This is a genomic window from Cupriavidus sp. H18C1 (assembly GCF_049311595.1).
Lineage (GTDB): Bacteria > Pseudomonadota > Gammaproteobacteria > Burkholderiales > Burkholderiaceae > Cupriavidus > Cupriavidus cauae.
Genome location: NZ_CP186008.1, coordinates 1302031 through 1328765, shown reverse-complemented (window position 1 = coordinate 1328765; position 26735 = coordinate 1302031). Strand labels below are relative to the sequence as shown.

Sequence of the window (26735 nt, the reverse complement as noted above, 5' to 3'; positions counted from 1 at the left end):
ATGACGACTCCGGGCACGCGGCTGCCGCGCAGCTATCTGTTCGTGCCGGCCAACCGGCCGGATCGTGTCGGCAAGGCGCTCGCGGCCGGGGCCGACGCGGTGATCGTGGATTTCGAGGACGCGGTGGCGCCGGCCGACAAGGCCGCCGCACGCGAGGGCCTGCGCGCGCCCTGGCCCGCGCTGGCGCGGCAGGCCGCCGATGCAGGCGTGCTGCTGCTGGTGCGGGTGAACGCCGCCGGCACGCCGTACCACGACGACGATATCGCCTGGTGCCGCGCGCTCGGCGTCGACACGCTGGTGTTGCCCAAGGCCGATGCCGAGGCGATGCGGGCGCTGCGGCAGGCGCTGCCGGCCGTGCAATGCCATGCACTGCTGGAAACCGCGGCGGGCTTCGCCCAGCTTGCGCAGCTGGCCGCGCAGCCCGGCGTGGTGCGGCTGCTGTTCGGCAGCATCGACCTGATGGGCGACCTGGGCGTCGGCGACGAGGGCGAGCCGCTGCATGCCTTCCGCAGCCTGCTGGTGCTGTATTCGCGCGCGGCGGGGCTTCCTGCGCCGGTGGACGGTGTCTGCACCGCGCTCGGCGATACCGCGGCGCTGGGCGCCGAAACGGCGCGTGCGCGCGCCTTCGGCTTCGGCGCCAAGCTGCTGATCCACCCGGCGCAGGTGGGATCCGTCCACGCCGGTCTCGCGCCGACCGAGGCCGAACTGGCCTGGGCCAGGCGCGTGGTCGACGCGGCCGCCTCGGCCGACGGCGCCGCCGTGGCGGTGGACGGCAAGATGGTCGATCGCCCGGTGCTGGAGCGGGCGCGGCGCATTCTGGCGGACGGCTGAAGCGGCGTACTGTACGTCGCGGCGCCCGCCCAAGGCGCCGCTTCCCAGCCCGCTACGGAGCTACGCAAGCGCAGCAGGCGCCTCAAGCCGCCCGCAAGCCGCCCGCAAGCCGCCCACAAGCCGCCCACAAGCCGCCCACAAGCCGCCCACAAGCCGCCCACAAGCCGCTCACAAGCCGCTCACAAGCCGCTCACAAGCCGCTAACAAGCCGCTCACAAGCCGCTAACAAGCCGCCCACAAGCCGCCCACAGCCGGGCATAAGCCACGCACAAGCCGCCTGCAGGCCATCGTGCAAGGCGCTTACAGCGCTTGCCGCTCTGCAACATCGAAACGCCTTGCCATTCCCTCGCCGTTATTCATAATTATGAATTATTGCGAGGGCCTCCCCAGGGGCGACGGCCATCGCGATGTCCCACGCATCGCACCGGGAGGCATCCATGCGCATCGTCCAGCAGGCGTTGTATCTCGAAGTCGCCGATCGCCTGCGCGCCATGATCGACGAGCACACGCTCGTGCCCGGCGCCTGGATCGACGAAGCGGCCCTGGCCACCACGCTTGGCATTTCCCGCACCCCGCTGCGCGAGGCGCTGAAGGTGCTGGCCGCCGAAGGGCTGGTGCGGCTGGAGCCGCGCCGCGGCTGCTTCGTCAACGAGCTGTCCGAACAGGACCTCGACGAGATCTTTCCGCTGATGGCGCTGCTCGAAGGGCGCTGCGCCTACGAGGCGGCCCGCAACGCCACCGCCGCCGACCTCGACGCGCTCGAGGACTTGCATCGCGATCTGGCGCGCTACGCCGGCGCAGGCCAGATCGACGCCTACTACGAGACGAATTACCAGATCCACGAGGCGATCCAGCGGCTTGCCGGCAATCGCTGGCTGTCCGGGCTGATCGGCGACCTGCGCAAGGTGCTGCGCCTGTCGCGGCACAAAAGCCTGCAGTTGCCGGGCCGCATCGACGAATCCTGTGCCGAGCACCTGTCGGTCTTCGCCGCGCTGAAGGCGCGCGACCCGGAAGGCGCCGAGGCGATGATGAAGACCCACCTGCTGCGCCAGCGCGCCGCGTTGAAGGCGCTGGACGCGGATGCGCAGGCCGCAGCGCCCGAACCCGCGGCCCCTGCGCGGCGGCGCCACAGCCGCCTGCGCCTCGCCGCCAAGGCCGCCTCCGACCGCTAGACCGATCGCCAACCGACCGCCAACCGACTGCCAACTGACCGCTGACCGACCATCGACGACCCCCCACTCACCCTCGCCACGCAGCACCGTAACGTTTCGAGATCCGCTTCCATCCTTTGCCCGACAGGTAGTTCGATGACTTCTTTCGAGACCGGAGACAAGACCGTCAGCGCGCCGCTCGGCGCCAGCGAAACCCTGGGGGACGCCCGTCCCGACGCCGCCGGCGGCACGCTGCTGGCGCGCTTCGGCCGCTGGTGGAACCGCAAGGGGACCCCGGCCGAGGCCGATGCGGCCAACGATGGCAAGACCCGCGCCGCCGGGCCCGCGACGCTGAGCACGCGCGTGCAGCGCCGGCAGCGCGAGGAACTGCGGCTGTGCTTCGATGCCCGCCTGACCGACGGCGCCGCCAACGCGGCCGCGCAGGCCTGGCGCAACGAATACGAGGCCGCCGACGAGCCGACGCGCCAGGCCATGCTGACGCTGCTGGCCGAGGTGGCCAACAGCGGTGCGCAGGGGGACGGCGCCGGCGAAGCGACGACAGCGGGCACGACGGCGGGCGAGGGCGGCAAGCCAGCACGCAATGGCTCGGGCCTCTCGCACGCGCTGGCGAGCGCCCGCATCCGCTTCTTCAAGCGGCTGGCCGGGCTGCACGGCCCGAGCGCGACGTCGGCCTGCGGCCTGCATTTCATCATCCACCTGCGCGCGGACATGCTGCGCTGGTACAAGAAGATCCCCGGCCTGCGCGTGCTCGACGAAGACCTGGAGGGCCTGCTGTCGAACTGGTTCGACGTCGGCCTGCTGGAGCTGCAGCCGATCACCTGGGATTCGCCGGCGTCGCTGCTGGAAAAGCTGATCCGCTACGAGGCGGTGCACGAGATCGCCTCCTGGGCCGACCTGCGCAACCGGCTCGATTCGGATCGCCGCTGCTATGCGTTCTTCCATCCGCGGATTCCGCGCGAGCCGCTGATCTTCGTCGAGGTGGCCTTCGTGCCCGAGATGGCCGCCAACGTGCAGAGCCTGCTCGACGAGGCCGCGCCGCAGGAAGACCTGCGCCGCGTCAAATGGGCGATCTTCTACTCGATCTCGAATACGCAGCCCGGCCTGCGCGGCGTCAGCTTCGGCAACTTCCTGCTCAAGCGCGTCATCGAGGAATTGCAGCGCGAATTTCCCAAGGTCAAGCAGTTCGCCACGCTGTCGCCGATACCGGGTTTCGCCGACTGGTTGCGCAAGCAGGACGGCGATACCGTCGCCAGGGTGCTGGGCGGCAAGTGCATGCAGCGCTGGAGCGCGCGCGCCGGCCGCCGGGGGAAACGAAGCCGCCGGCGGTGCCCGCGACCGGTGCCGAATGGCTGGCGGCGCTGAACGCGAGCTCCGACGATGCGCTGGTGCGCGACAGCGGCCTGGCGCTGGCGGCGCACTTCCTGGTGCACGCCCGCAACGGCGCGCTGCCTGCCGACCCGGTGGCGCGTTTCCACCTCGGCAACGGCGCCTGCGTCGAGCGGCTGAACTGGGGGCGCGGACCTGTCGAGCAAGGGCCGCGCGCAGTCGTGCGGCATGATGGTCAATTACCTGTACGTGCCGGAGGCGCTTGACGACAATCTGACCAAGCTCGGCGAGGGCAGTCCGCGCATCAGCCGGTCGGTCGCCAAGCTGCTGGCGCGCTCCTGAGGGAGCGCGGCCGGCAGGGCTCGCATCACCGGATGGCATTACCGGATCGCATTACCGGATGGCATTACCGGATCGCATTACCGCAGCATCAAGTTTCGCAGTGCATTTTCGACGGGAAGTTCCAACGCGGTTCACACCAGCAGTTCACATCGCATTTTCATAAGACAAAGCGAGGAGGCACACCATGGAACGTAGTCAGTTCAAGCGGACGGCACGGATGCTGGCAGTGGCCGGCGGCATCGCAATGATGGCGCTCGGCCCGGCGGCGGCGCAGGAGCCCTGGCCGTCCCGGCCGGTCACGATCGTCGTGCCGTTCCCGGCCGGCGGGGGCACCGACGCCTTTGCGCGCCCGCTGGCGGCGCAATTGTCCAAGCAGCTCGGCAAGCAGTTCGTCATCGACAACCGCGGCGGCGCGGGCGGCACGGTCGGCGCCAGCCTCGCCTCGAAGGCCGCGCCCGATGGCTACACGATCTTCATCGGCGGCGCGCATCACGTGATCGCGCCCTCGTTCTACAAGAAGCTCGATTACGACATCGAGAAGGACTTCGTGCCGATCACAGTGATCGCGCAGCCGCCGCAGGTGGTGGTGGTCAACCCGACCAAGGTCCAGGCCAAGACGCTGCAGGAGCTGATCGCCTACGCGCGCCAGAACCCCGGCAAGCTGAACTACGGCTCCGCCGGCAACGGGTCGTCGCACCATCTGGCGGGCGAGCTGTTCAAGATCCAGACCAAGACCTTCATCACGCATATTCCGTACAAGGGCGCGGGGCCGGCGCTGTCCGACCTGATCGCCGGCCAGGTCGACATGGTGTTCGATGGCCTCGGTTCGTCGGCGCAGCATATCCGCGGCGGCCGCATCCGGGCGCTCGCGGTGGCCGCGCCGAAGCGTTCGCCGGCCTTCCCCGACGTGCCGACCGCGGCCGAAGCGGGCGTGCCGAACTACGAGGTGTCGACCTGGTACGCGCTGTGGGTACCGAAGAACACGCCCAAGGAGATCAGCGACAAGCTCTACGCCGAGGTCAACAAGGCGCTGAATACGCCGGAGCTCAAGCAGATCTGGCTGAACAACGGCTCCGAGACGCCGTCGTACACGCCGGACCAGTTCGCGCAGTTCCAGCGCGCCGAGATCAAGCGCTGGGCCCAGGTGGTGCAGCAGTCCGGCGCCAAGATGGATTGATGGCGATGAGGCTGGCGATGATGGTGACGAGCCCGAGCACGCAGGGGGCGCCGTGAGCGGCGCGGTCAGCTTCGAGCGCGATGGCGACATCGCGCTGGTCACGCTGTCGAACCCCGGCAAGCTCAACGCGATCTCGGAAGCGATGTGGCGCGCGCTGACGGATGGCTTTGCGCGCCTGTCGGACGACCGCACGCTGCGCTGCGTGGTGCTGCGCGGCGCCGACGGCAACTTCGCCGCCGGCGCCGATATCGCGGAGTTTCCGCGGCTGCGCGGCGATCCCGCCTCGGTGCGCGCCTACCACGTCGACCTGCTGGCGCCGGCGCTCGCGGCAATCGCGGGCTGCCTGCATCCGACGGTGGCCTGCATCGAGGGCGTCTGCGTCGGTGGCGGGCTGGAGATCGCCTGCCACTGCGATCTGCGCATCGCGTCGACGGACAGCCGCTTCGGCGTGCCGATCAACAAGCTGGGTTTCCCGATGGCGCCCGGCGAGCTGCAGGGCCTGCTGGCACTGGCCGGCCGCGCGGCGACGCTGGAGATCCTGCTGGAAGGCCGCGTGTTCGATGCCGCCGAGGCGCAGGCCAAGGGCTTGCTGACGCGCGTGGTATCGCGCGGCGACGTCGCCGCCGAGGCGATGGCCACCGCGCGCCGCATTGCCGCCGGCGCGCCGCTGGCCGCGCGCATCAACAAGGCCACCATCGCGCGCCTGTCGCCGCAGCCCGCGCCGCTGTCGGCGGCCGAGCTCGATGCGCACTTCTCCTACGCGGCCAGCCGCGACCATGCCGAGGGCGTCGCGGCCTTCCTGGCGCGCCGCCCGCCCCGTTTCGACGGACAGGAGGGCGCCTAGCGCCGCCGCTGCCGTCCCCCGTTTTCTTCTTATCCCTCCAAGCTTTTATCCGCTGATCGCATGAACGCCAATCTGTTCGCCCTGTTCGAATCCCGCTTCCCCGCCAAGCGCGAGGCCTGTTGCATCGAGACGCACGACGGCCTGTACTACAGCTGGGACGATCTCGATCGCGCCACCGCCAAGCTGGCCAATCTGCTCGCCTCGCTCGACCTGCCGGAAGGCGCGCGCGTCGCGGTGCAGGTCGAGAAGTCGCCCGAGGCGCTGTTCCTGTACCTCGCCACGCTGCGCGCCGGCTATGTCTATCTGCCGCTGAACACCGCGTATCAGGAAGCGGAGATCGACTACTTCATCGGCAATGCCGAGCCGGCCGTGGTGGTCTGCAGCAGCGCCAATTTCGGCTGGGTGTCGAAGCTGGCGTTCCGCCACGGCACCGGCCATGTGTTTTACGCTCGACGACGATCGCGGCGGCACGCTGCTGGCGCGCGCCGCGGCGCAGCCGGACCGCTTCGACACGGTGCAGCGCGAGCCGGACGACCTGGCGGCGATCCTCTACACCTCGGGTACCACGGGCCGCAGCAAGGGCGCGATGCTGACCCATCGCAACCTGTCGTCGAACGCGGAGACGCTGCACAAGGCCTGGGGCTGGCGCAGCGACGACGTGCTGCTGCACATGCTGCCGATCTTCCATGTGCACGGGTTGTTCGTCGCCTCGCATGGCGCGCTGCTGGCCGGCGCCAAGATGATCTGGGCGCCGAAGTTCGACATGGAACAGGTGCTGCGCTTCCTGCCGCGCTCGACCGTGATGATGGGCGTGCCGACCTACTATGTGCGGATGCTGCAGGACCAGCGCTTCGACGAGGACACCTGCCGCCGCATGCGCCTGTTCGTGTCGGGCTCGGCGCCGCTGCTGCTGGAGACCTTCGATGCGTTCCGCGAGCGCACCGGCCATACGATCCTCGAGCGCTATGGCATGAGCGAGACGGTGATGCTGGTGTCGAATCCCTATGACGCCGGCGAGGGCGAACGCATCGGCGGCACCGTGGGCCGTCCGCTGCCGGGCGTGTCGGTGCGCGTGGTCGATGGCGAGGGCAAGCCTTGCTCGGCCGGCGAAATCGGCGCGGTCGAGGTCAAGGGTCCCAATGTGTTCAAGGGCTACTGGCGCATGCCGGAGAAGACCCGCGAGGAATTCACGGCGGACGGCTGGTTCAAGACCGGCGACATGGGACGCTTCGGCGGCGCCATCGTCGGCATGTCCGGGGGAGCGCAAGGTGCCGGACGACTACCTGACCATCGTCGGCCGCAGCAAGGACCTGATCATCTCCGGCGGCTACAACGTCTATCCGAAGGAGATCGAGAGCTTCCTCGACGAGATGCCGGGGGGTGCAGGAGAGCGCGGTGATCGGCGTGCCGCATCCGGATTTCGGCGAGGCCGTGGTGGCCGTGGTGGTGGGCAAGCCGGGCGCCGAGCTGAACGAGCAGGCGATGATCGGCACGCTGAAGCACCGCATCGCCAACTTCAAGGTGCCCAAGCGGATTCACCTGGTCAGCGAATTGCCGCGCAATACGATGGGCAAGGTGCAGAAGAACCTGCTGCGGGAGCGGTTCAGCGGGTAGGGCGGGGTTCCCGCCGGGATTGCGCCCTCTGCGCTCGCGGAGGGGGGCTTGGCGAAGGGGGCGGTTTCGAGCAGCGCCGATGATGCGCGCCGCTCGAAACCGCCCCCCTTTTTCCGACCCTCTCCCCGTGGGGAGGAGAGGGCGTACGCATCGGGCAGGCCAGGCCTGCCGCGCCTTACTTGAGCATCTGCACCGAGCCGTTCACCGTCACGGTGACCTGGGCCTTGCCGCCCTCCATCGGCACCGGTGCCGCCTCCGCGGCCATCGCGGCCTTGGCGTACATGCGCGGCATCGGCGTCACGGTGCCGGCCTCGCCGACCTGCACGCTGCGGATCGTGTAGCTGCCGTAGCCGAACAGCTTCGTTGTGGTCTGCGCCTTGTCGCGGAACGCGGCGACCGCCTGCTCGGTCAGCTTGCTCTCGGCCGCAAGGCGGGCCTCGCGCGACAGCGAGAAGCTGATGTTCTGCACCTGCATCTGGCTGGCCAGCTCGCCGGCGAGCTTCGAGGCCGCGCTGAAGTCGCGCGACTGCAGGATGACTTCGGCGCGCCCGCGCCAGGTGCTGATGCGGCCGTTGCGGTCGGTGCTCGGATAGATCGTGAAGCCGCCCGATTCGGCCTGGATGCCGGACTCGCGCTTGGCGCGCGCGATCACCTGCTGGGCCTTGGCCGACAGCGCCGACGAGATCGCGGCCGGCTCGGCGCCTTCCTGCTCCGCGGCCAGCGTCACGCGTACCACGTCGGTCGGCACTTCCGCCGCGGCCTCGGCCGACAGCGACAGCACGCCCGCGGGCGGCTGCCATCCTTCGGGCGGCGTCGGTCCGCCCTGTGCGGAGGCGGCCAGTGCGGTGGTACCGAGCAGGGTAGCGGCGAGCAATTGCTTCATCGAGTTCTCCATGACAATGTGATGGTGATCAGACGGTCACTGGCAGCGCCGGGTTCCCCCTGCGTCGCCGGGCGCTTGTATCGGCGTATTACCGGGCCAATGGGGGCCGACGCGGGCTGGACGCGACTCGCGACCGAGCGGACATCGCGCCCTCGCCGGCTCGCTCAGAACGCCTGCCAGGCCTTCCACAGCATGTAGGTGGCCAGGCAGAACAGCATGCCGGCGAAGATGCGCTTGAGCTTGCGCACCTCCATCCGGTGCGCGGTGCGCGCGCCCAGCGGCGCGGTCAGCACGCTGGCGATCGCGATCACGGCCAGCGCGGGCAGATAGACATAGCCGAGCGAACCGGTCGGCAGGCCGGTCATCTGGTAGCCGCTCCAGACATAGCCGATCACGCTGGCCGCGGCGATCGGAAAGCCCAGCGCGGCCGACGTGGCGACCGCGTGGTGGATCGGCACGTTGCACCAGGTCATGAACGGCACCGAGACGAAGCCGCCGCCGGCACCGACCAGGCTCGACAGGGAAGCCGATCGCCGAACCCGCGCCGAACATGCCGGGGAAGCCGGGCAGCTGCCGGCTTGGCGACGGCTTGCGATTGCGCAGCATCTGCGAGGCCGAGAAGCCGACGAACAGCGCGAACAGCAGCGACAGCCAGCCGGTCTTCAGCGCGGCGAACACCTTGCCGCCGCCGATCATGCCGCCCAGCAGGATGCCGGGCGCCAGCGCCAGCACGATCTTCCAGCGCACCGCGCCCTGCTTGTGGTGGGCCCGCACCGACGACAGCGAGGTGAACAGGATGGTGGACATCGAGGTGGCGATCGCCATATGGACGATCGCTTCTTCGGGAAAGGCCAGCCAGCTGAAGGTCAGTGTCAGGAACGGCACCATCATCATGCCGCCGCCTACGCCGAGCAGTCCGGCGCAGAAGCCGGTGAACGCGCCGAGCAGCAACAGCGCGGGAATCAGGGAGAGAGTCATGCGTGGATCGCTTCGTGATGTTTTTCGTTATGGTTATCTCGCGGGCGGTGCGTGTACCGCCCGCGCGCATCGCACGCGGTTCAGCGGCGTCCCATCAGCCGCGTGGTGATGAACTGCCACTGCTGCGGCGTGACCGGCGTGATCGACAGCCGGTTGCCCCGGCGCAGCACGGTCATGTCGGCCAGCTCTTCATGCTCGCGCAATTGCGCCAGCGAGATCAGCTCGCACTTGTCGACGAACTTGACGTCGACCAGCTCCCAGCGGGGATGCTCCGGCCTGGAGGCGGGGTCGTGGTACTTGCTGTGGGGATCGAACTGGGTGGGATCGGGGTAGGGCGTCGAGCAGACCTCGGCCAGCCCCGCGATGCCGGGCTGCGGGCACGACGAGTGGTAGAACAGCACGCCGTCGCCGATACGCATCGCGTCGCGCATGAAATTGCGCGCCTGGTAGTTGCGCACGCCGGTCCAGGGCAGCCGCCCCTGCTCGGCCAGCGTATCGATGCTCGCCTCGTCGGGCTCGGATTTCATCAGCCAGTACTGGCGCGCGCGGGATGCGCCCGCGGCCGGTTTGTCGGCGGCCTTCGTTGCGGACCTTGGGGCCGATTCAGCAGGCGGCTTTGCAGCCGACTTTGCAGCCGATTTCGCAGCCGGTTTCGCAGCCGATTTTGCGGCGGACTGGGTGGCCGCCTTCTTGTCGGAGGGACTCATGCTCGCACGTCGTGGATGGTCGGAACGGCATCGCGGGGACGCGGCAAGGGCCTTGCAGCGGCGGCGCGACGCGGCAAGCATACCGTGAAAGCGCCTTCGTCGCCCGCATTGGCATCGTAGGCAAAAACGCGCGCAACAGGGCAGGCGGCAGCGCCGGCAATCGCGCTCGGCCACTGCGCGGGCACAAATGCGGGCAAAAACGCGGGCAAAACGCTGGCAAAACCGCGGGCAGAAACGCGGGCAAAAAAAGAGGCGATGGTCCAAAGACCATCGCCTTGCTGTAGGGTCCCCGCCTCGGCCGTTGGGTCGGCATCCTGAACCCAAGTGAGGTTCAGTGTGGCTGCGGAAGCCGCATTTCGGGTACATCACCTATTCAGGGAGCCCAGGTTCGAGACCTACGCTATGAACACTGTGACGCGCTCGCCCACACGGCATCATCCCGCACCATGCAATGCATATCGGTTCAAGGAGTTTATGACCTTCGCGAACCAGGCAGGGAAACTGTCAAACGTCTGACTATCCAATTGGGCCCGGACATCGAAGTCCGGGGGAGGTCAGACGTTTGCCGTTTCTAACTAGGATGGGAGGAGAACGGCGGCCGGGCGCGATAACCCGACCATGTTTCTGCACCTTGGTACCCCCGTGCAGTGGCTCCACTATACACCGGGCTTTCTCGCATACCAAGCGCGTCTTGGCTTGTCGTTACATTTTGCGTGGCAGCCGCGGCACGGTCTTCACATGCCCTTCATTTACCGTTCATTTGCCCTATATCGCTATGGTGAAGACCCTTGCACAAGGGCCCATATGTGGGCCCCTGCGGGCAATTCAAGGGGTCAGGATTGCGCCGGCGAAACGGTATGGTTATGGCCGGTATTGCCATGGCCGGCGCTGCCGCCGCCCATGCTGGTGCCGACATGCGCGTACTGGCGCAGCGCCTCGTCGGCGCGCTCGTTCAGCTCGCGGATGCGGGCGCGTACCGCGTCCACCGGAATCGCACCGTCCTCCTGCTGCTTGCGCTTGAGCGCGAGCAGATCCGAGGCGATGCTGATCGCGGCCATCACCGCGACCCGTTCGACTCCCTTGGTCGAGGCGCCGGACTTGATCCGCGTCATCTGGTCGTCGACCAGGGCCACCGCTTCGAGCAGCGCGGCCTCGTTCTCGGGGGCGATCGCGAAGCGGTAGGGCTGCCCCGCGATATGGACTTCGACTTGCTTGTTGCCGCTCATGCGTGTTCTCCGGAAGGCTGGGCGCCGCGCGGTTCTCCCTGGATGCGCTCGCCGGGAAGCTCCCCTTCCTCGAGCAGATCCAGCTGGCGCGCATCGGTGGCCGTGGGCAGCTTGTCCAGGATCGACTGGATGCGCAATTGCGCTTCCTCGATCTTGATGTTCAGCAGTTCGCGATCGGCAGCCATCGCTTCGCGATCGCTGCGCAGCTGCGCGGCCTCCGCCTGCAAGGCGTTCGATCTCCTCGCGCAGCCGCTGGTTTTCTGCCGCCAGCGTATCCGCGTGGTGCAGCACGCGGCCGATCTTGGCGGCCAGTTGTTCGAGTTCGGTCAGCATGGGCCTGTCGTGTTCTCAGGGTGTCAGGTAACGGGATTCTAGCCGATGCATGGTCCGCGTCATCACTGCGGGAAGCGATTGTGACCGTGCATTCCCCTCGAAGTTGCATCGATCGTCGGCCAATCGCCTCAATGAGCGCAACCCAGGGGGCACGCTGCAGCGCAATGGGCCGAGGGCGCCGCCAATTTGACGGGGACCGCCAAACTGCCTACACTCACGCGCGTTTTCAGGTGCTCGCGATCCGGTCCCCATCGGATTGCAGTTAAACGGGAAACAGGGGAGTCCGCCACGCCGCCGCGCGATGCCGGGCCAACCTGTGCTGCCCCCGCAACGGTAAGCGATTGCGATCGCCGCCGCGCCCCGAGCCGATCGGCACGATCGGCTCCACGCCCGCCGGCTTCGCCTCACCGCCCTACATGCCACTGGACCGAAGGTCCGGGAAGGCGGGCGGTGCCGATCGCCAGCCCGGATACCGGCCTGGATGCGGGCATGCCGGTCGCCATCGCGCTCGCGCAGCCTCACCGCCAGACGGTCCGCGGGGGGAACGGGCCAGGCTATCACTTCCGCTCGAGCACCATGCTTTCAACGTCTTCGAGGTCGCGTCGCCTGGCACTGCCAGCCCCGCGCCCGACCGCGCGCGTCCGCGCCCATGCCATCGTCCGCCGTCTTGTCGGGGATATTGCCCGCAATCCTGCCGCCGATATCGCCCGCAATCTTGCCGGCGATATTGCCCGCGCCGCCGGTTCGCCCGCGCAGGCCGCGCTGCTGTCCGCCACCACGCTGTGCGCATGGCCCGCGCTGGCGCAGCAGCCCGCGCCGTCGGCGGACACCACGCTGGCGCCGGTCGTCGTCAGCGCCACGCGCACCGCGCAGCCGCTGGACGAGGCGCTGCCCCATACCACCGTGATCACGCAGCAGGAGATCGCGAACAGCCAGGCGCCCGACCTGCGTTCGCTGCTGCGCACGCAGGCCGGCCTGGAACTGGCCGCCACCGGGGGCATGGGCGCCAACACGACGCTGTTCATGCGCGGCGCCAATTCGAACCAGACGCTGATCCTGATCGACGGCGTGCGCATCGCCTCGGCCAGCAGCGGCACCGCGCAGCTGGCCAATATCCTGCCGGACGAGATCGACCGGATCGAGGTGGTGCGCGGCAACGTCTCGGCGCTGTACGGCTCCGACGCGATCGGCGGCGTGGTGCAGATCTTCACCAAGAGCGGCGCCGGCAAGCCGCCGGCGGCCAACGCCCAGGTCGAATACGGCAGCGACAATACGCGCCGCGCGACGGTGGGCTATGGCGGCCAGGTCGGCGACACCTCGTTCAACCTGACCGGCTCGATCTTCAAGACCGACGGCTTCTCCGCGGTGAACACGCGCCTGCAGCCGCGCGCCAATCCGAACGACAACCCGTACGAGAACAAGAGCGTATCGGGCCAGATCAAGCATCGCTTCACCGCGGACTGGGAGGCGGGCGTCGCGGCCTACTACAGCAAGAGCAAGCTGTCGTACGACAGCACCTTCGGGCGGCCCACCGACGACTGGCGCAGCGACAGCGAGCTCTATACGCTGTCGGCCTTCGTCAACGGCAAGCTGGCACCGGACTGGACCACGCGCTTCAAGGTTGCGCAGAGCGAGGACGACAGCGACAACACGCTGAACGGCGTGTTCGACAGCCGCTTCAAGACCCGCACGCGCCAGTTCACCTGGCAGAACGAATACGCGCTGGCCAAAGGCCATCAGCTGATGTTCGGCACCGAATACCTGCAGCAGCAGTTCGACTCGAACTCGTACGCCGCGCCGAGCCGCAACGTGGTGTCGGTGTTCGGCGGCTACGACGGACGCATCGGCAAGCACCAGCTGCAGCTGAACCTGCGCAACGACCACTATTCGGACTTCGGCGACAAGGGCAGCTATTTCGCCGGCTACGGCTACTATGTGACCGAGCAGTTCAAGCTGCTCGCCAATGCCAGCAACGCCTTCCGTGCGCCGACCTTCAACGAGCTGTATTACCCGAACTATGGCCAGCCGAACCTGCAGCCCGAGCGCGCGCGCTCGGTCGAGATCGGCGCGCAGTACGACAGCAAGGGCGCGGGCCTGCTGCGCGTGACGGCGTTCCGCACGCAATACGACAACCTGATCACGTCGGCGCTGCAGCCCAACGGCCTGTTCCTCGCGCAGAACGTCAGCAGCGCCAAGGTCGAAGGCGTCGAGGCCTCGTGGCGCGCGCGCCTGCTCGGCACCGACGTGACCGCCAGCGTCACGATGCAGAATCCGGTCGACGAGCAGACCGGCACGCAGCTGATGCGCCGCGCGCGCCGGCATGCGGCGCTGGACCTGGGCCGCGATATCGGCAACTGGCGCTTCGGCGGACAGTGGATCGTGTCGTCGTCGCGCCGGGACAGCGGCTCGCGTACGCTGGGCGGATACGGTATCGTCAACCTCAACGCGCGCTACAACATCGATAAGCAATGGTTCATCGCCGCCCGCGTCGAGAATCTGTTCGACAAGGACTACCAGCTGGCCTATCCCTACAACACGCAGGGCCGGGCGGGCTTCATCACGCTCGGCTGGCGCCAGCGCTAAGCGGCATCGGCGGAACCGGGGACCATGATGCGAACCGCGGCGTCGGCCGGTACGGCGGCAGGCAGACCGATGCGCGGCGCCGCTGAGATGCGGCGCGCGCTGGCCGTGTGCGCGCTGCTGGCCGGTGCTGCCGTGGCGGTGTTCCTGCTGTCGCTGGCGGTCGGCAGCGTCGGCCTGTCACTGACCGAGGTCTGGCACGCGCTGTTCGGGCTGACCGATGCATCGGGCGATTCCGACGGGGCCAGCCAGACCGCCGTGGCCATCGTGCGCGAGCTGCGGCTGCCGCGCGCCGCAGCCGCGTTCGCCTGCGGCGGTCTGCTGGCGCTATCCGGCGCACTGATGCAGGTGCTGCTGCGCAATCCGCTGGCCGAGCCCTATGTGCTTGGCGTGTCGGGCGGCGCGGCCACCGGCGCGTTGCTGGCGATGCTGGCGCTGAGCCCGCTGTGGGCCGTGCAGGCCGGCGCCGCCGGCGGCGCGCTGGTGTCGATGGTGCTGGTGGCCACGCTGGCGCGGCGCGATCTGCTGCATCCCCAGGTCCAGGGCGGCCATCATGAGGCCGGCTCGCGGCTGCTGCTGACCGGCGTGATCCTGGCCGCGGGCTGGGGGGCGGTCATCACGCTGATCCTGAGCATCGCGCCCGAGGGCCGGCTGCGCGGCATGCTGTTCTGGCTGACCGGCGATCTCGGCGGCACCGCCAGCTACGGGCTCGCGCTCGGCACGCTGGTGGCGGCGCTGCTGCTGATGCTGCCGATGGCGCGCGCGCTGAACGTGATGCTGCTCGGCGAGACCGTGGCCCAGTCGCTGGGCGTGCGCGTCGGCCGGGTACGCCTGTCGGCCTACCTGGTGGCATCGCTGGCGATCGCGGCGGCCATCACCACGGCCGGTTCGATCGGCTTCGTCGGTCTGGTGGTGCCGCATCTGGTGCGGCTTGCCTGGGGCAACGACCAGCGCCTGCTGCTGCCGGCCGCTGCGCTGCTGGGCGGCACGCTGCTGATGGCGGCGGACCTGATCGCGCGGACCGCGATTGCCCCGGCGCAACTGCCGGTGGGCGTCATCACGGCGCTGCTTGGCGTGCCGACCTTTCTGTTCCTGCTGCTGCGCCGGCCGCGATGAAGGATCCGCAATGACGACCGCCGCCGACTGGACCATCCCCACCCTGCCTTGCCCGCAGCTGTCGCTGCACGGCCTGGGCTTGCGCGCGGGCGGCAAGACGCTGTTCGACGCGCTCGACTTCACCATGCGCCCGGGCGAGCTGTGGTGCGTGCTCGGCCCCAACGGCGTCGGCAAATCGACGCTGATGGCGGTGCTCGCCGGGCTGCGCCTTGCCGAGCGCGGCGAGGTGCGTCTCGACGGCGAGCCGCTCGCCACGCTGGCGCGCCATCGGCCCGAGGTCCTGGCCCGGCAGCGCGCCTACCTGCCGCAGGCCATTCACGACACCTTTTCGATGACCGTGCACGACGCGGTCGCCGTCGGCCGCCATCCGCATCTGTCGGGATGGGGCTGGAGCGGCCGCGACGACGACGCGGTGGTGGCGGCCCTTCTGGAAGCGCTCGACCTGGCAGGCCTGGCCGGCCGCGATGTGCTGACGCTGTCCGGCGGCGAGCGCCAGCGCGTGTCGCTGGCCGCGGTGCTGGCGCAGCAGGCGCCGCTGCTGCTGCTCGACGAACCGCTGGCGCATCTGGACCTGCGCCATCAGATCCTGGTGCTGGACACGCTCGCGCGCCTGGCGCGCGGCGGCCGCCATGCCGCGATGCTGATCGTGCACGACCTGAACCTGGCGCGCCGCTATGCCACGCACGCGCTGCTGATGGCCGAGGACGGCAGCTGCCTGCACGGCCCGGCCGACGAGATCCTGACGCCCGCCCACTGCTCGCGCGCGCTGCGCACACCGATCGTCGCCGTCGCGCAGGGCGCGCATACGGCGTTGATCGCCAATGGTCCGGCCTGAGGCACGGCCGCGCTGATTGCCGCCTACCGCCATGACAAGCCACCACGACAACAACGCCAACGCCGACAACCACGACAACAACGACAACAACGACAACGCCGGCAACCACGACAACACGGACCACGGCGACATCGAAGTCGGCAACGAAACCGAAGGCCGCGACGAACGCCACAAGGCCCGCATGGTCCGCAAGAAGGCGGTGGTCGACGCGAAGATCGCCGCCGCGCAGGACGAACGGGGCGTGATCGTGATTACCACCGGCAACGGCAAGGGCAAGTCGAGCTCCGGCTTCGGCATGGTGATCCGCGCGCTGGGCCACGGCATGCAGGCCGGCGTGGTGCAGTTCATCAAGGGCGCGTTTCCCAGTGGCGAGGAAATGTTCCTGCGGCGTTTTCCCGAGCAGTGCCGCTTCCACGTGATGGGCGAGGGCTATACCTGGGAAACGCAGGACCGCGCGCGCGACGTGGCCAAGGCCGAGGCCGCGTGGGAGGTCGCGCGCGCGCTGCTGCGCGACCCGTCGATCGGGCTGGTGCTGCTCGACGAACTGAATATCGCGCTGAAGCTGCACTATCTGGACGTCGATGCCGTGATCGCCGATTTGCGCGCGCGTCCGCCCATGCAGCATGTGGTGATCACCGGCCGCGGCGCGCCGGCCGCGCTGATCGAGGCGGCCGATACCGTCACCGAGATGACGCCGGTCAAGCATGCGTTCCAGCAGGGCATCAAGGCCCAGCGCGGCATCGAGATGTAAGCCATGACCTCCGTATCGAACACCGTATCCAACGCCGTATCCAACGCCGTGTCGAACACCGCGTCGCACTTCGTACTGCCCACGATCGCCCCGCTGGACGAGGCCCTGCGTCCGGCGCTGCAGGCCGCCATCGACGACAAGACCAAGCCGCTCGGCGCGCTCGGCCGGCTAGAGTCGCTGGCCCTGCAGATCGGGCTGATCCAGCGCAGCGCGCGTCCCGAACTGCGGCGCCCGGCAATGATCGTGTTTGCCGCCGACCATGGCATCGCCGATGCCGGCGTCAGCGCCTATCCGGCCGACGTCACCGTGCAGATGGTCCGCAATTTCGCCGGCGGCGGCGCGGCGATCAATGTGTTCGCGCGCCAGCACGGCATGGCGCTCGAGGTGGTCGATGCCGGCGTGCGCGTGCCGCCGGGCGCGGCGCCGGGTTTGGTGGACTGCCGCATCGATGCGGGCACGCGCAACTTCGTCGACGAAGCGGCGATGCGGCGCGAGCAGGCCGAGGCCGCGCTGGCGGCCGGCATCGCGCGGGTGATGCACCATGCCGCGCAAGGCACCAATGTGATCGGCTTCGGCGAGATGGGCATTGGCAATACCTCCGCCGCCGCTTGCCTGGTCAGCCGGCTGGCCGGCCTGCAGATCGCCGCCTGCGTCGGGCGCGGTACCGGTCTGGACGATGCGGGACTCGCGCGCAAGCTGGCGCTGCTCGAGCGCGCGCTGGCGCGGCATGCCGACGCGGTGGAGCCGCTCGATGCGCTGGCCGCGCTGGGCGGCTTCGAGATCGCGATGATGGCGGGTGCCTTCCTTGCCGCGGCATCGCAGCGCATGGTGATCCTCGTCGACGGCTTTATCGCCTCGGCGGCGCTGCTGGTCGCCAGCCGCCTCGATCCCAAGGTGCTGCCGTACTGCGTGTTCTCGCACTGCTCGCACGAGCAGGGCCATCGCGCGCTGCTCGAGCATTTCGGCGCGCGGCCGCTGCTGGCGCTGGACCTGCGGCTGGGCGAGGGCAGCGGCGCCGCGCTGGCGTATCCGCTGGTCGTATCCGCGGTGGCCTTCCTGCGCGAGATGGCGACCTTCGGCGCGGCCGGTGTCAGCACGGCCAGCGCGACCGCAGGCGGGAGCGACGGTACGTCGCCGCGATAGACTCGCGCCAACCCATTCGCCATCCGCCCATGACGACGATGCCCACCGAGCCCACGTCCGCGCCGCTGCAGCATCGGCAAGACGAGCGGCCCATCGGACCGCAGATCGATCCGCCAACCGACCCCCAAGTCGAGCGGCCGGCCGGAGCGGGAACCGACGCGCCGACCGAAATGCAGACCGAAACGCGAATCGAAGCAGGAGCCGAAGCGCGCCCCGAAGCGCCACTGCAGCGGCCGGCCCATCCCCTGCTGCACCGCGCCTGCGACGAGCTGCGCTACCTGCTGACCGCGGTCGGCTATTTCACCCGCGTGCCGGTGCCGGCCTGGGTCGGCTTCGCCCCCGCACTACCTGCATGCCGCCGCCCGCTATTTCCCGCTGGTCGGCCTGATGGTCGGCGCCATTGGCGCGCTGGTGACGCTGGCCGCGTGGCTGCTGTGGCCGCCCGCGGTCGCGGTGCTGATCGGCATCGGCGCCACGCTGCTGCTGACCGGGGCCTTCCACGAGGACGGCCTGGCCGACTGCGTCGATGCCTTCGGCGGCGGCTACCGGCGTGAAGACGTGCTGCGCATCATGCACGACTCGCGCATCGGGGCCTTCGGCGCGCTCGCGCTGGTGCTGGCCCTGCTGCTGAAATGGCAACTGCTGCTGGCGCTCGGCCAGCGCGGCGGGCTGCGCGAACTGCTGCTGGTGCTGGTGGCCGCGCATGCCGCCAGCCGCGCGATGGCGGTCAGCTATCTGGCGACGCTCGACTACGTGCGTCCCGAGGGCAAGGCCAAGCCGGTCGCGCAGCGGCTGTCGCCGCGCGGCCTGGCGCTGGTGCTCGCCTGCGGCGCGCTGCCGCTGCTGGCCGTCGCGCCGGGCTTCGGCGTCGCCGCCATCGCCGCGCTGGCGCTGCTGCGGCTGGTTCTTGGGCGCTATTTCGTGCGCCGCATCGGCGGCTATACCGGCGACTGTCTCGGCATGGCGCAGCAGCTTGGCGAGCTGCTGATCTATCTGCTGGCGGCGGCATGGATCTGGTCCTGATCCGGCACGCGCATCCCGCGGTCGACGATGGGGTCTGCTATGGCCGGCTGGACCTGTCGCTGGCCGAGCCGATGTCGCCGCCGGCCGATGCGATCGTGAACGCCGCATCGGCGGCGGCTTCGGCCAACGGCGTGCCACCGCCGGCGCGGATCGTCTGCAGCCCCGCGCAGCGCGCCCGGGTCACCGCGCAGCGCATCGCGCAGGCATATCTGTCGCGAGCCGGTGGAACGGCGCCGGCGATCAGCAGCGAGGCGCGGCTGCACGAACTCGACTTCGGCGCGTGGGAAGGGCAGCGCTGGGACGCGGTGCCGCGGGAGGGGCTCGATCAGTGGGCGGCAGACCTGATGGATGCCTGCCCGCATGGTGGCGAATCGGCGCGCAGTGCCTACGCCCGTGTGGCCGGATGGGCGGATTCGCTGCAAGCGTCTCCTTCCGTGCTCGCGTCCGTGTCCGAGCCCGAGCCCGAATCATGCCTGTGGGTGGTCGGCCACGCCGGCCCGATGCGGATGCTCGCCGCGCATTGGCTGGGCCTGCCGCTGTCCGACACGCTCGACTGGCAACTGGGCTGGGGCGCCAGCTGCGGCTTCCGGCTCGATCCGGGCGCGGTGCGGCCGGCGCGCCTGTTGTGGTGGAACCGTACGGTCGGCTGAGGGACGATGCACAGCCCTACGCACAAAGCCGACGCACAAAGCCGACGCAAAGGTCGACGCATAACCGCGCATAGCCGTCGCAAGCCGACGCACAGGTAGACCGCAGAGACCGACGCAGCGGGGGACGCAGAGCGGGCCGGGCGGCGGCCGCCCCGGCGCCGCGCTACTGCGCGGGCCGCCGGCTTCGCGCCACCTCCAGCTGGCGGCACAGGATCTCCGCCGCATCGATGGCGCGCGGTCCCGCGCGATTGATCAGGTCGCCGTCGATCGTGAAGAGATTGCCCCGCGCCACCGCGGTCAGCTGCTGCCAGCGCTGCCATTGCGCGAAATCCGCCAGCGGCCGGTCCGACTGCGTCGCGCCCATGCTGGCCGTGATCATCGCCTCGGGATTGCGCGCGAGTACCGCTTCCACCGAAATCGTCGGCACCAGCGGCGTCTCGTCGGCAAACACATTGCGGCCGCCGCACAGCGCCAGCATGTCGCTGACCATGTGCTGGCCGTTCAGCGTCATCAGCGGCTGCTGCCAGACCTGATAGAACACCGACACCGGCGGACGCGCGGCGTGGGCCTTGCCCAGCGCGGCGATGCGCGCGCGCAGGCGTTCGGCCGCGGCGTGCGCGGTCGGGCCGGTGCCGAGCAGCACGCCCAGCTTCTCGATGTTGTCGGGCACCGCCATCAAGCGCCGCGGCTCGCTGTGGAACAGCGGCAGGCCCAGCGCGCGCAGCCGTTCGGTCTGCTTCTGCGCGTTGCCATGTCGCCAGACCACGATCAGGTCGGGTTTGAGCGCGGCGATGCGTTCCAGATCGAGCGCCTTGTTGTCGCCGACCCGCGCGATCGCGCGCGCCTCGGGCGGGTAGTCGCTGTAGTTGACGGTGCCGACGATGCGGTCGCCGCCCCCCGCCGCGAACAGCATCTCCGTGACATGCGGGGCCAGCGACACGATGCGGCGCGCCGGCTGCGCCAGCATGATGGTCTGGCCGGCATCGTCGACGACGGAGACCGCGGCGCGCGCATCGATGGGCAGGGCGGCCGCTAACGCCGTGGCAAGGCATGCGATGGCGGCAAGACCGTGGGCGGCAGAACGCGTGGCAAAACGCGTGGCTGAAGGCGCGGCGGAACGCGTGGCGGCGTGCGGCCGACGTCGGCGGGACAGGAACGGCAACAGGGACATGTCAGAGCGGAAGATTGGTGGCGAGGGCATCGGCCAGCCGCTGCCAGCAGGCCTCGCGATCGGGCGGCAGGCCGAGGCGCAGGCTCGGGAGCCTGGCGGTATTGCCGGTGGTACCGCTGGGGGGACTCGGCCGTGGAATCGCCGGATGAATCCCCGGGGCGACCGCCAGCGAAATCCCCGGGACGACCGCCGGCGGCCTCCCGCGAAGCCAAGGACGCCACCGGTGCATCGAACAGCCGGGTCCAGACGCCAGCATGCGCCAGCGCCTGATGCATGCGCTCGGCATCGGCATGCGGCACCCAGGCGAACAGCGGCAACGTGACCGGCGCCAGGCCATGCCGCCGCAACAGCGCATCCAGCCGCGCGCTGGCCACGCGCAGACGCGCCCGCGTGGCGGCCTGCCAATCGGTATCGCGCAGCGCCAGCCGTGCCACCGCGCGTGCCGGGCCGGACACGGTCCAATGCCCAAGACGCTCGGCCAGCGCCTGCAGCAGCGCCGGTTGCGCCAGCACGAAGCCGCAGCGCACCCCGGCGAGCCCATAGAACTTGCCCAGCGAGCGCAGCACGATCAGGCCGGCACGGTCGCTGTCCGCCGCCAGCGAGCCACCGCCTTCATCGGTAACCCACGCATCGGCGAAGGCCTCGTCGACCAGCAGCGTGCCGCCGCGCGGGGCCAGCGCGGCATGCCAGCCCAGCAGGCGCTCGCGCGGCACGATGCGCCCGGTCGGATTGTTCGGATTGACGACCACCAGATGGTCGAGGCCATCGGCAAGGGCCGGATCCGAGAAGTCAACCTCGTCCAGCGGCACCACGCGATGGCCGGCGGCGGCAAATGCCGGCGCGTACTCGCTGTAGCCGAGCGCGGCGATGCCGACGCGGCCCGGCGGCAGCAGCGCGGGCAGCGTGCGGATCGCGGCCTGCGAGCCGGCCACCGGCAAGGCATGCGGCGAGCCGTAGGCGCGGGCGGCGATCTCCGCGAGGCCATCGTCGTCCTGCGGCAGCCGCTGCCAGCAGTCCGCCGGCAACGGCGGCACCGGATAGCCGTCGGGATTGATGCCGGTCGACAGGTCGAGCCAGTCGGCCGGGTCGCGGCCGTAGCGGCGCACCGCGGCCAGCAGATTGCCGCCGTGGCGGATCGGAGGGGGGCAGGGAATGCGGGTGGTTCATCGCGACAGCGCCAGCCGTTGGGCGACGATGCCGCAGGCGAGCGTCAGCGCCAGCAGATTGCCGCCGTGGCGGATCGGAGGGGGCAAAGGATGCGGATGGTTCATCGCGACAGCGCCAAACACTGGGCGACGATGCCGTACGCGACGGCCAGGGCCAGCCAAAGCCACAGCGTTCGCCGCACCAGCCGCAGGCTGGCCATGACGTCGGCGGCGCCCGGCGGCTGGCCTTCGCCCAGCGGCGGACGCGCTTCCCACTGGCCGTGGTAGCGGGCCGGGCCACCGAGCGCGACACCGAGAGCACCGGCGCCGGCGGCCATTACCGGCCCGGCGTTCGGGCTGGACCACGCCGGCGCCTGCACGCGCCAGCAGCGCAGCGCGCGCGCGGTCGAGCCGAGCAGCGCGTAGGACAGCGCGGTCAGCCGCGCGGGAATCAGATTCAGCAGATCGTCGAGGCGGGCCGCGGCCCAGCCAAAATGCAGCAGGCGCTCGGTCCGGTAGCCCCACATCGCATCGAGCGTATTGGCGAGCCGATAGGCGATCGCCGCCGGGGCGCCGCCGATCAGGAACCAGAACAGCGCGCCGAAGATCGCGTCGTTGCCGTTCTCGAGCGCCGATTCGCAGGCCGCGCGGGCCAGTGCGGGCGCATCGGCATCGGCGGTGTCGCGCGAGACGATGCGCGCGGTCAGCTGGCGTGCTTGCGGCAGGTTCCCGTCGGCCAGTGCGCTGGCGATCGGCGCAATATGCTGGCACAGGCTGCGCGCGCCCAGCGTGGCATACAGGCCCAGCGCATGCAGCAGCCAGCCCAGCCCGGCACCGGCAAGTTCGGTGGCGGCCGCGATCAGCAGCGCCGCGAGCGCGGCGGGTCCGAGCACCAGCACGGACCAGGCCATCAGCCCGATGCCACGTTGGCGCCAGCGAGGTCCTGGCCGGTTCAGCGCGCGCTCGGCGGCATTGGCGAGCCGGCCGAAGCCGACCAGCGGATGCCAGCGGCGCGGCTCGCCGAGCCAGCGGTCGAGTCCCGCCCCAACGAGGGCCGTCAGCGCAATGGCGGCGCCCGGCGCCAGCGGCGCCGCGGGCCACAGCGAACTCACCATGCCGGGTCCGGTCCCTTGATCGCGACCGGCAGGCCGGCGACCAGCAGGCGCACGCGGTCCGCGGCGGCGGCCAGCTTCTGGTTCAGCCGGCCGAGCTCGTCGACGTAGAAGCGGGTGATTGCGCCCATCGGCACCACGCCGAAGCCGATCTCGTTGGAAACCAGGATCACGTGGCCGGGCAGGGTCGGCAGCGCGGCCAGCAGCGCGTCCATCTCCTCGGTGAAGGCCGGCGGCGGCGTGATGACGCCGTGCTCGGGATAGGAACGCTTGTCGAGAAAGATCAGGTTGTTGAGCCAGACCGTCATGCAGTCGACCAGGATGCAGCCCTCGCGGCGGGCATGCGCGTACAGCGCGTCGGCCAGATGCAGCGGCTCCTCGACCAGGTTCCAGTCGGCGGGGCGCCGCGCGCGATGCAGCGCGATGCGCAGCTGCATCTCCTCGTCGGTGTCGTCCGGGTCCTCGCGCGCGGTGGCGATATAGGTCACGGGACCGCCGGTGGCCAGGGCGTGATCGGTCGCCAGTTGCTCGGCGAAGTGGCTCTTGCCGGAACGCGCGCCGCCCAGCACCAGCGTCAGCTCGCGCGGGCCGGGCCTGGGCAGGCCGACGGCGGCCTGGGTCGCCACCGCGATGGCCGCTTCGCCGGTGGGCAGTGCGACGTCGGACGGCGTGTCGGCGGGGCCGGTGCCAGCGGCGTGAGGAGGGGCCTTGGGTTCCATCCGGGTATTGTAGCGGGCGCATCGCGTGCCGCCAGGGCGGATCGGCGCGGGGCTCGGTGCGAGGGATCGATGCGGCGGAACGGGAGTGGGGATCGGTGCGGCGGTCGGCGCGGGGACAGGCGCAGGATGGCCGCATGGGCCGATGCGATAATCGCCGCGATGCAAGCCTATCCCGATCCCGCCGATCCCCCCCCGATCCGGGCGACGCAGCCGACGCCGCCGACCACACGCCGGCCGTCCCCGTCCCCCTACGCCGCGCTGCGCGGCACGCTGATGATCCAGGGCACGACCTCCGACGCCGGCAAGAGCACCGTGGTGGCGGGCCTGTGCCGGCTGCTGGCGCGAGCCGGGGTACGGGTCGCCCCGTTCAAGCCGCAGAACATGGCGCTGAACAGCGCCGTCACCGACGACGGCGGCGAGATCGGCCGCGCGCAGGCGCTGCAGGCCCAGGCGGCCGGGCTGGCGCCGCACACCGACATGAACCCGGTGCTGCTCAAGCCGAGCAGCGACACCGGTGCGCAGATCATCATCCATGGCCGCGCCCGGCTGGACCTCGATGCCCGCGCCTATCACGAGTACAAGCCGGTCGCGATGCAGGCCGTGCTGGCCTCGCACCGGCGCCTGCGCGAGCGCTACGACGTGGTGCTGGTCGAAGGCGCCGGCAGCCCGGCCGAGGTCAATCTGCGCGAGCGCGACATCGCCAACATGGGCTTTGCTGAGGCGGTCGATTGTCCGGTGGTGCTGGTCGCCGATATCGACCGCGGCGGCGTGTTCGCGCATCTGGTCGGCACGCTGGACTGCCTGTCGGCCAGCGAGCGCGCGCGCGTCAAGGGCTTCATCATCAATCGCTTCCGCGGCGATATCGGGCTGCTCGAACCGGGACTGGACTGGCTGCGTGCGCGCACCGGCAAGCCCGTGCTCGGCGTGCTGCCCTATCTGCACGGCCTGCATCTGGATGCCGAGGACGCGGTGGCCGCGACGCAGTCGGCCAAGGACGAGGGCGCGCCGCGCCTGCGCGTGGTGGTGCCGGTGCTGCCCCGCATTTCCAACCATACCGATTTCGACGCGCTGCGCGCCCATCCGCGCGTGGACCTGCGCTGGATCGGTCCGGGCATGCCGATTCCGCCGGCGGACCTGATCGTGCTGCCGGGCAGCAAGAGCGTGCGCGCCGATCTGGCGTTCCTGCGCGAGCAGGGCTGGGACCGCGCGCTGCTGCGGCATCTGCGCTATGGCGGCAAGGTCGTCGGCATCTGCGGCGGCATGCAGATGCTGGGGCGCCGCGTCGAGGACCCGGACGGACGGGAGGGCGCGCCGGGCGGCAGCGACGGCCTGGGCCTGCTCGATTTCGCCACGGTGCTGGCGGCCGACAAGCAGCTGCGCCAGGCGCGCGGCACGCTGGCCCTGCCGGAGGCGAACGCCAGCGTTGCCGGCTACGAGATCCATCTGGGCGTCACCGAGGGCCCGGCGCTGGCGCGGCCCGCGCTGCGCCTCGACGACGGCCGCGTCGACGGTGCGCTGTCCGACGATGGCCAGGTGCTGGCCACCTACCTGCATGGGCTGTTCGACGATCCGGCGGGCTGCGCCGCGCTGCTGCGCTGGGCCGGCCTGGACGGCGCCGACGGGGTCGACCTGGCGGCGCTGCGCGAGGCGTCGCTCGAACGCCTGGCCGATACGATGGCCGCGCATCTGGACCTGCGGACCCTGCTCGCGCCGCTGCGGGCGGCCGCAGGTTGAGGCCGGCCGCCGACTGACCGGCCTGCTACACTTGTCGGCTTTGTCAGCCTCGTAGCGCGCGACGGTATCGGCCGGCCGCGCCATCGTTCCACACCATGGTTACCGGCCGCCTGCGCGTCCTGCTCGTCAAACTCCATCTGTATATCGGCCTGTGGCTCGGCGTGCTGTTCGTGCTGCTGGGCCTGACGGGCACCGTGCTGTCGTGGCGCCACGAGATCGACGCCGCGCTCAATCCCGAACTGCTGGTGGCCTCCGCGCCGGTCTCGCTGCCGCTGCGTGCCGAGGCCGTGCAAGAGGTCGTCGCCAAGCTGAAGGCCGATCCGCAATACGGCAAGCCGAGGATGCTGATGCTGCCGGTGTCGGAGCGCGACGTCTTCATCGCCTGGTATCACGTCAAGGAGCCGGGCAAGTCCGCCCCGGTGCCGGGCCGCTCGCGGCAGGTGATGATCGATCCGGCCACGCTGGCGATCAAGGGCGAACGCGTCTGGGGCGAGCCGGGGCTGTCGCGCCCGCTGCTGATGCCCACGCTCTTCCATCTGCATCACTACCTGCTCGCCGGCGATACCGGCAAGACCGTGGCCGGCGTGGGCGGCATGCTGCTGCTGTTCACGGTGCTGGCGGGCATCGCGCTGTGGTGGCCCAAGCTGAAGGCGCGGGCGATCCTGCAGGCGTTCCGCATCACGCACGGCGGCTCGTGGTGGCGGCTGAACTATTCGCTGCATCGCGCCGGCGGCATCCTGGCCGCGCCGGTGCTCGCGACAATCGCGTTTTCCGGCTGGTATCTGAATCTGCCGAAGTGGGTCACGCCGCTGGTCGGCAGCGTGATGACGGTCACCGCGCCGGCACGGCCGACCTCCACGCCGCCCTACGAGGGCGCCATGCCGATGGGCACGCAGCAGGCGGTGCAGGCGGCCCAGGCGCTGTACCCGGATGCGATCGTGTCGCGCGTGTCCTTCCCGCGCCAGCCGACCGATGCCTACGAAATCCGGCTGCGCCAGCCGGGAGAGGTGCGCCAGGGCAGCGGTGCGACCCGGCTGTGGCTCGATCCCTATACCGGGGCCCGCCTCGGCGTGCGCGATCCGCTCGCCGCGCCGGCCGGCGACACCGTGCTGAACTGGATGTACCCGCTGCATACCGGCGAGGCGTTCGGCATGCCGGGCCGCATCTTCATCTCCGCGTTCGGGCTGGCGCCGCTGCTGTTTGCGCTGACCGGCGTGCTGATCTGGTGGAAGCGCCAGCGCGGCCACCGGCGCCATCTGAAGAAGACCGAGCAGCGGCAGGCGGTGCACCGCTGATTCCCCGCACGGGCCCGCGCGATCCCGC

The 26735-nt window shown here is 70.1% G+C and carries 19 protein-coding genes, 5 pseudogenes and 1 riboswitch; of the genes and pseudogenes, 15 read left to right on the top strand and 9 right to left on the bottom strand.

The window, feature by feature from the left end; all coding sequences use genetic code 11:
• From OJJOAM_RS06285 to OJJOAM_RS06260, 6 genes and pseudogenes are all read left to right on the top strand, one after another.
• Positions 1 to 831, top strand: a complete 831-nt coding sequence (locus OJJOAM_RS06285) for an HpcH/HpaI aldolase/citrate lyase family protein (protein ID WP_422649237.1) — start codon at positions 1 to 3, stop codon at positions 829 to 831.
• 437 nt (positions 832 to 1268) lie between these two features.
• Positions 1269 to 2003: a GntR family transcriptional regulator gene (locus tag OJJOAM_RS06280; protein ID WP_244258653.1), complete on the top strand. Its 735-nt coding sequence runs from the start codon at positions 1269 to 1271 to the stop codon at positions 2001 to 2003.
• A gap of 135 nt (positions 2004 to 2138) precedes the next feature.
• Positions 2139 to 3671: pseudogene (locus OJJOAM_RS06275) on the top strand (malonyl-CoA decarboxylase domain-containing protein).
• Between the two features lie 184 nt (positions 3672 to 3855).
• On the top strand, positions 3856 to 4848 hold the full coding sequence (locus OJJOAM_RS06270; protein ID WP_422649236.1) for a Bug family tripartite tricarboxylate transporter substrate binding protein: 993 nt from the start codon (positions 3856 to 3858) through the stop codon (positions 4846 to 4848).
• A 52-nt stretch (positions 4849 to 4900) separates the two neighbouring features.
• Positions 4901 to 5692, top strand: a complete 792-nt coding sequence (locus OJJOAM_RS06265) for an enoyl-CoA hydratase/isomerase family protein (RefSeq protein WP_422649235.1) — start codon at positions 4901 to 4903, stop codon at positions 5690 to 5692.
• Positions 5693 to 5752: 60 nt separating this feature from the next.
• Positions 5753 to 7306 (top strand): annotated as a pseudogene (locus OJJOAM_RS06260) (malonate--CoA ligase).
• A 175-nt stretch (positions 7307 to 7481) separates the two neighbouring features.
• Here the strand turns inward: OJJOAM_RS06260 and OJJOAM_RS06255 are convergent.
• The 5 genes and pseudogenes from OJJOAM_RS06255 to OJJOAM_RS06235 all read right to left on the bottom strand — a co-directional run bounded on the left by OJJOAM_RS06255 (position 7482) and on the right by OJJOAM_RS06235 (position 11433).
• Entirely contained in the window at positions 7482 to 8189 is a 708-nt protein-coding gene (locus OJJOAM_RS06255) for an SIMPL domain-containing protein (protein WP_149317699.1), read from the bottom strand.
• A gap of 164 nt (positions 8190 to 8353) precedes the next feature.
• A pseudogene (locus tag OJJOAM_RS06250) lies at positions 8354 to 9167 on the bottom strand (sulfite exporter TauE/SafE family protein).
• 80 nt (positions 9168 to 9247) lie between these two features.
• The gene (locus OJJOAM_RS06245) at positions 9248 to 9694 is read right to left on the bottom strand and encodes an EVE domain-containing protein (RefSeq protein WP_422649234.1); all 447 of its coding nucleotides are present in this window, start codon (positions 9692 to 9694) and stop codon (positions 9248 to 9250) included.
• Between the two features lie 1013 nt (positions 9695 to 10707).
• The gene (locus OJJOAM_RS06240) at positions 10708 to 11100 is read right to left on the bottom strand and encodes a cell division protein ZapA (RefSeq protein WP_422649233.1); all 393 of its coding nucleotides are present in this window, start codon (positions 11098 to 11100) and stop codon (positions 10708 to 10710) included.
• Positions 11097 to 11433, bottom strand: a pseudogene (locus tag OJJOAM_RS06235) (hypothetical protein). The gene OJJOAM_RS06240 and the pseudogene OJJOAM_RS06235 overlap by 4 nt, the downstream one beginning before the upstream one ends.
• Positions 11434 to 11658: 225 nt before the next feature.
• Positions 11659 to 11928, top strand: a riboswitch (cobalamin riboswitch).
• 81 nt (positions 11929 to 12009) lie between these two features.
• On the opposite strand from OJJOAM_RS06235, the gene OJJOAM_RS06230 reads away from it, so the two are divergent.
• The 7 genes and pseudogenes from OJJOAM_RS06230 (at position 12010) to OJJOAM_RS06200 (ending at position 19531) form a co-directional block, all read left to right on the top strand.
• Complete coding sequence (locus OJJOAM_RS06230) at positions 12010 to 14016, top strand: TonB-dependent receptor domain-containing protein (RefSeq protein WP_422649232.1); 2007 nt, start codon at positions 12010 to 12012, stop codon at positions 14014 to 14016.
• Between the two features lie 69 nt (positions 14017 to 14085).
• Entirely contained in the window at positions 14086 to 15129 is a 1044-nt protein-coding gene (locus OJJOAM_RS06225) for a FecCD family ABC transporter permease (protein ID WP_422649231.1), read from the top strand.
• A gap of 10 nt (positions 15130 to 15139) precedes the next feature.
• Positions 15140 to 15964, top strand: coding sequence for an ABC transporter ATP-binding protein (locus tag OJJOAM_RS06220; RefSeq protein WP_422649230.1), 825 nt, complete (start codon positions 15140 to 15142; stop codon positions 15962 to 15964).
• A 181-nt stretch (positions 15965 to 16145) separates the two neighbouring features.
• The gene (gene cobO, locus OJJOAM_RS06215; RefSeq protein ID WP_422649516.1) at positions 16146 to 16715 is read left to right on the top strand and encodes a cob(I)yrinic acid a,c-diamide adenosyltransferase; all 570 of its coding nucleotides are present in this window, start codon (positions 16146 to 16148) and stop codon (positions 16713 to 16715) included.
• A gap of 3 nt (positions 16716 to 16718) precedes the next feature.
• The gene (cobT, locus tag OJJOAM_RS06210) at positions 16719 to 17858 is read left to right on the top strand and encodes a nicotinate-nucleotide--dimethylbenzimidazole phosphoribosyltransferase (protein ID WP_422649229.1); all 1140 of its coding nucleotides are present in this window, start codon (positions 16719 to 16721) and stop codon (positions 17856 to 17858) included.
• Between the two features lie 170 nt (positions 17859 to 18028).
• Positions 18029 to 18881, top strand: a pseudogene (locus tag OJJOAM_RS06205) (adenosylcobinamide-GDP ribazoletransferase).
• Positions 18866 to 19531, top strand: a complete 666-nt coding sequence (locus OJJOAM_RS06200) for a histidine phosphatase family protein (protein ID WP_422649228.1) — start codon at positions 18866 to 18868, stop codon at positions 19529 to 19531. Before OJJOAM_RS06205 ends, OJJOAM_RS06200 begins: the two are co-directional and overlap by 16 nt.
• Positions 19532 to 19694: 163 nt before the next feature.
• Here the strand turns inward: OJJOAM_RS06200 and OJJOAM_RS06195 are convergent, their stop codons facing one another.
• The 4 genes from OJJOAM_RS06195 to cobU form a co-directional block, all read right to left on the bottom strand.
• Positions 19695 to 20498, bottom strand: a complete 804-nt coding sequence (locus tag OJJOAM_RS06195; RefSeq protein WP_422649227.1) for a cobalamin-binding protein — start codon at positions 20496 to 20498, stop codon at positions 19695 to 19697.
• A 65-nt stretch (positions 20499 to 20563) separates the two neighbouring features.
• Positions 20564 to 21808, bottom strand: a complete 1245-nt coding sequence (gene cobD, locus OJJOAM_RS06190) for a threonine-phosphate decarboxylase CobD (RefSeq protein WP_422649226.1) — start codon at positions 21806 to 21808, stop codon at positions 20564 to 20566.
• 161 nt (positions 21809 to 21969) lie between these two features.
• Positions 21970 to 22962, bottom strand: coding sequence for an adenosylcobinamide-phosphate synthase CbiB (cbiB, locus tag OJJOAM_RS06185; protein ID WP_422649225.1), 993 nt, complete (start codon positions 22960 to 22962; stop codon positions 21970 to 21972).
• Positions 22956 to 23678 (bottom strand): bifunctional adenosylcobinamide kinase/adenosylcobinamide-phosphate guanylyltransferase, encoded by a 723-nt coding sequence (gene cobU, locus OJJOAM_RS06180; RefSeq protein WP_422649224.1) that lies wholly within the window; start codon positions 23676 to 23678, stop codon positions 22956 to 22958. The genes cbiB and cobU overlap by 7 nt, the downstream gene beginning before the upstream one ends.
• Before the next feature lie 273 nt (positions 23679 to 23951).
• Between cobU and OJJOAM_RS06175 the strand changes: the two genes are divergently transcribed.
• Positions 23952 to 25412 (top strand): cobyric acid synthase, encoded by a 1461-nt coding sequence (locus OJJOAM_RS06175; protein WP_422649515.1) that lies wholly within the window; start codon positions 23952 to 23954, stop codon positions 25410 to 25412.
• A 95-nt stretch (positions 25413 to 25507) separates the two neighbouring features.
• On the top strand, positions 25508 to 26707 hold the full coding sequence (locus OJJOAM_RS06170) for a PepSY-associated TM helix domain-containing protein (RefSeq protein ID WP_422649223.1): 1200 nt from the start codon (positions 25508 to 25510) through the stop codon (positions 26705 to 26707).
• Positions 26708 to 26735 lie beyond the last annotated feature (28 nt).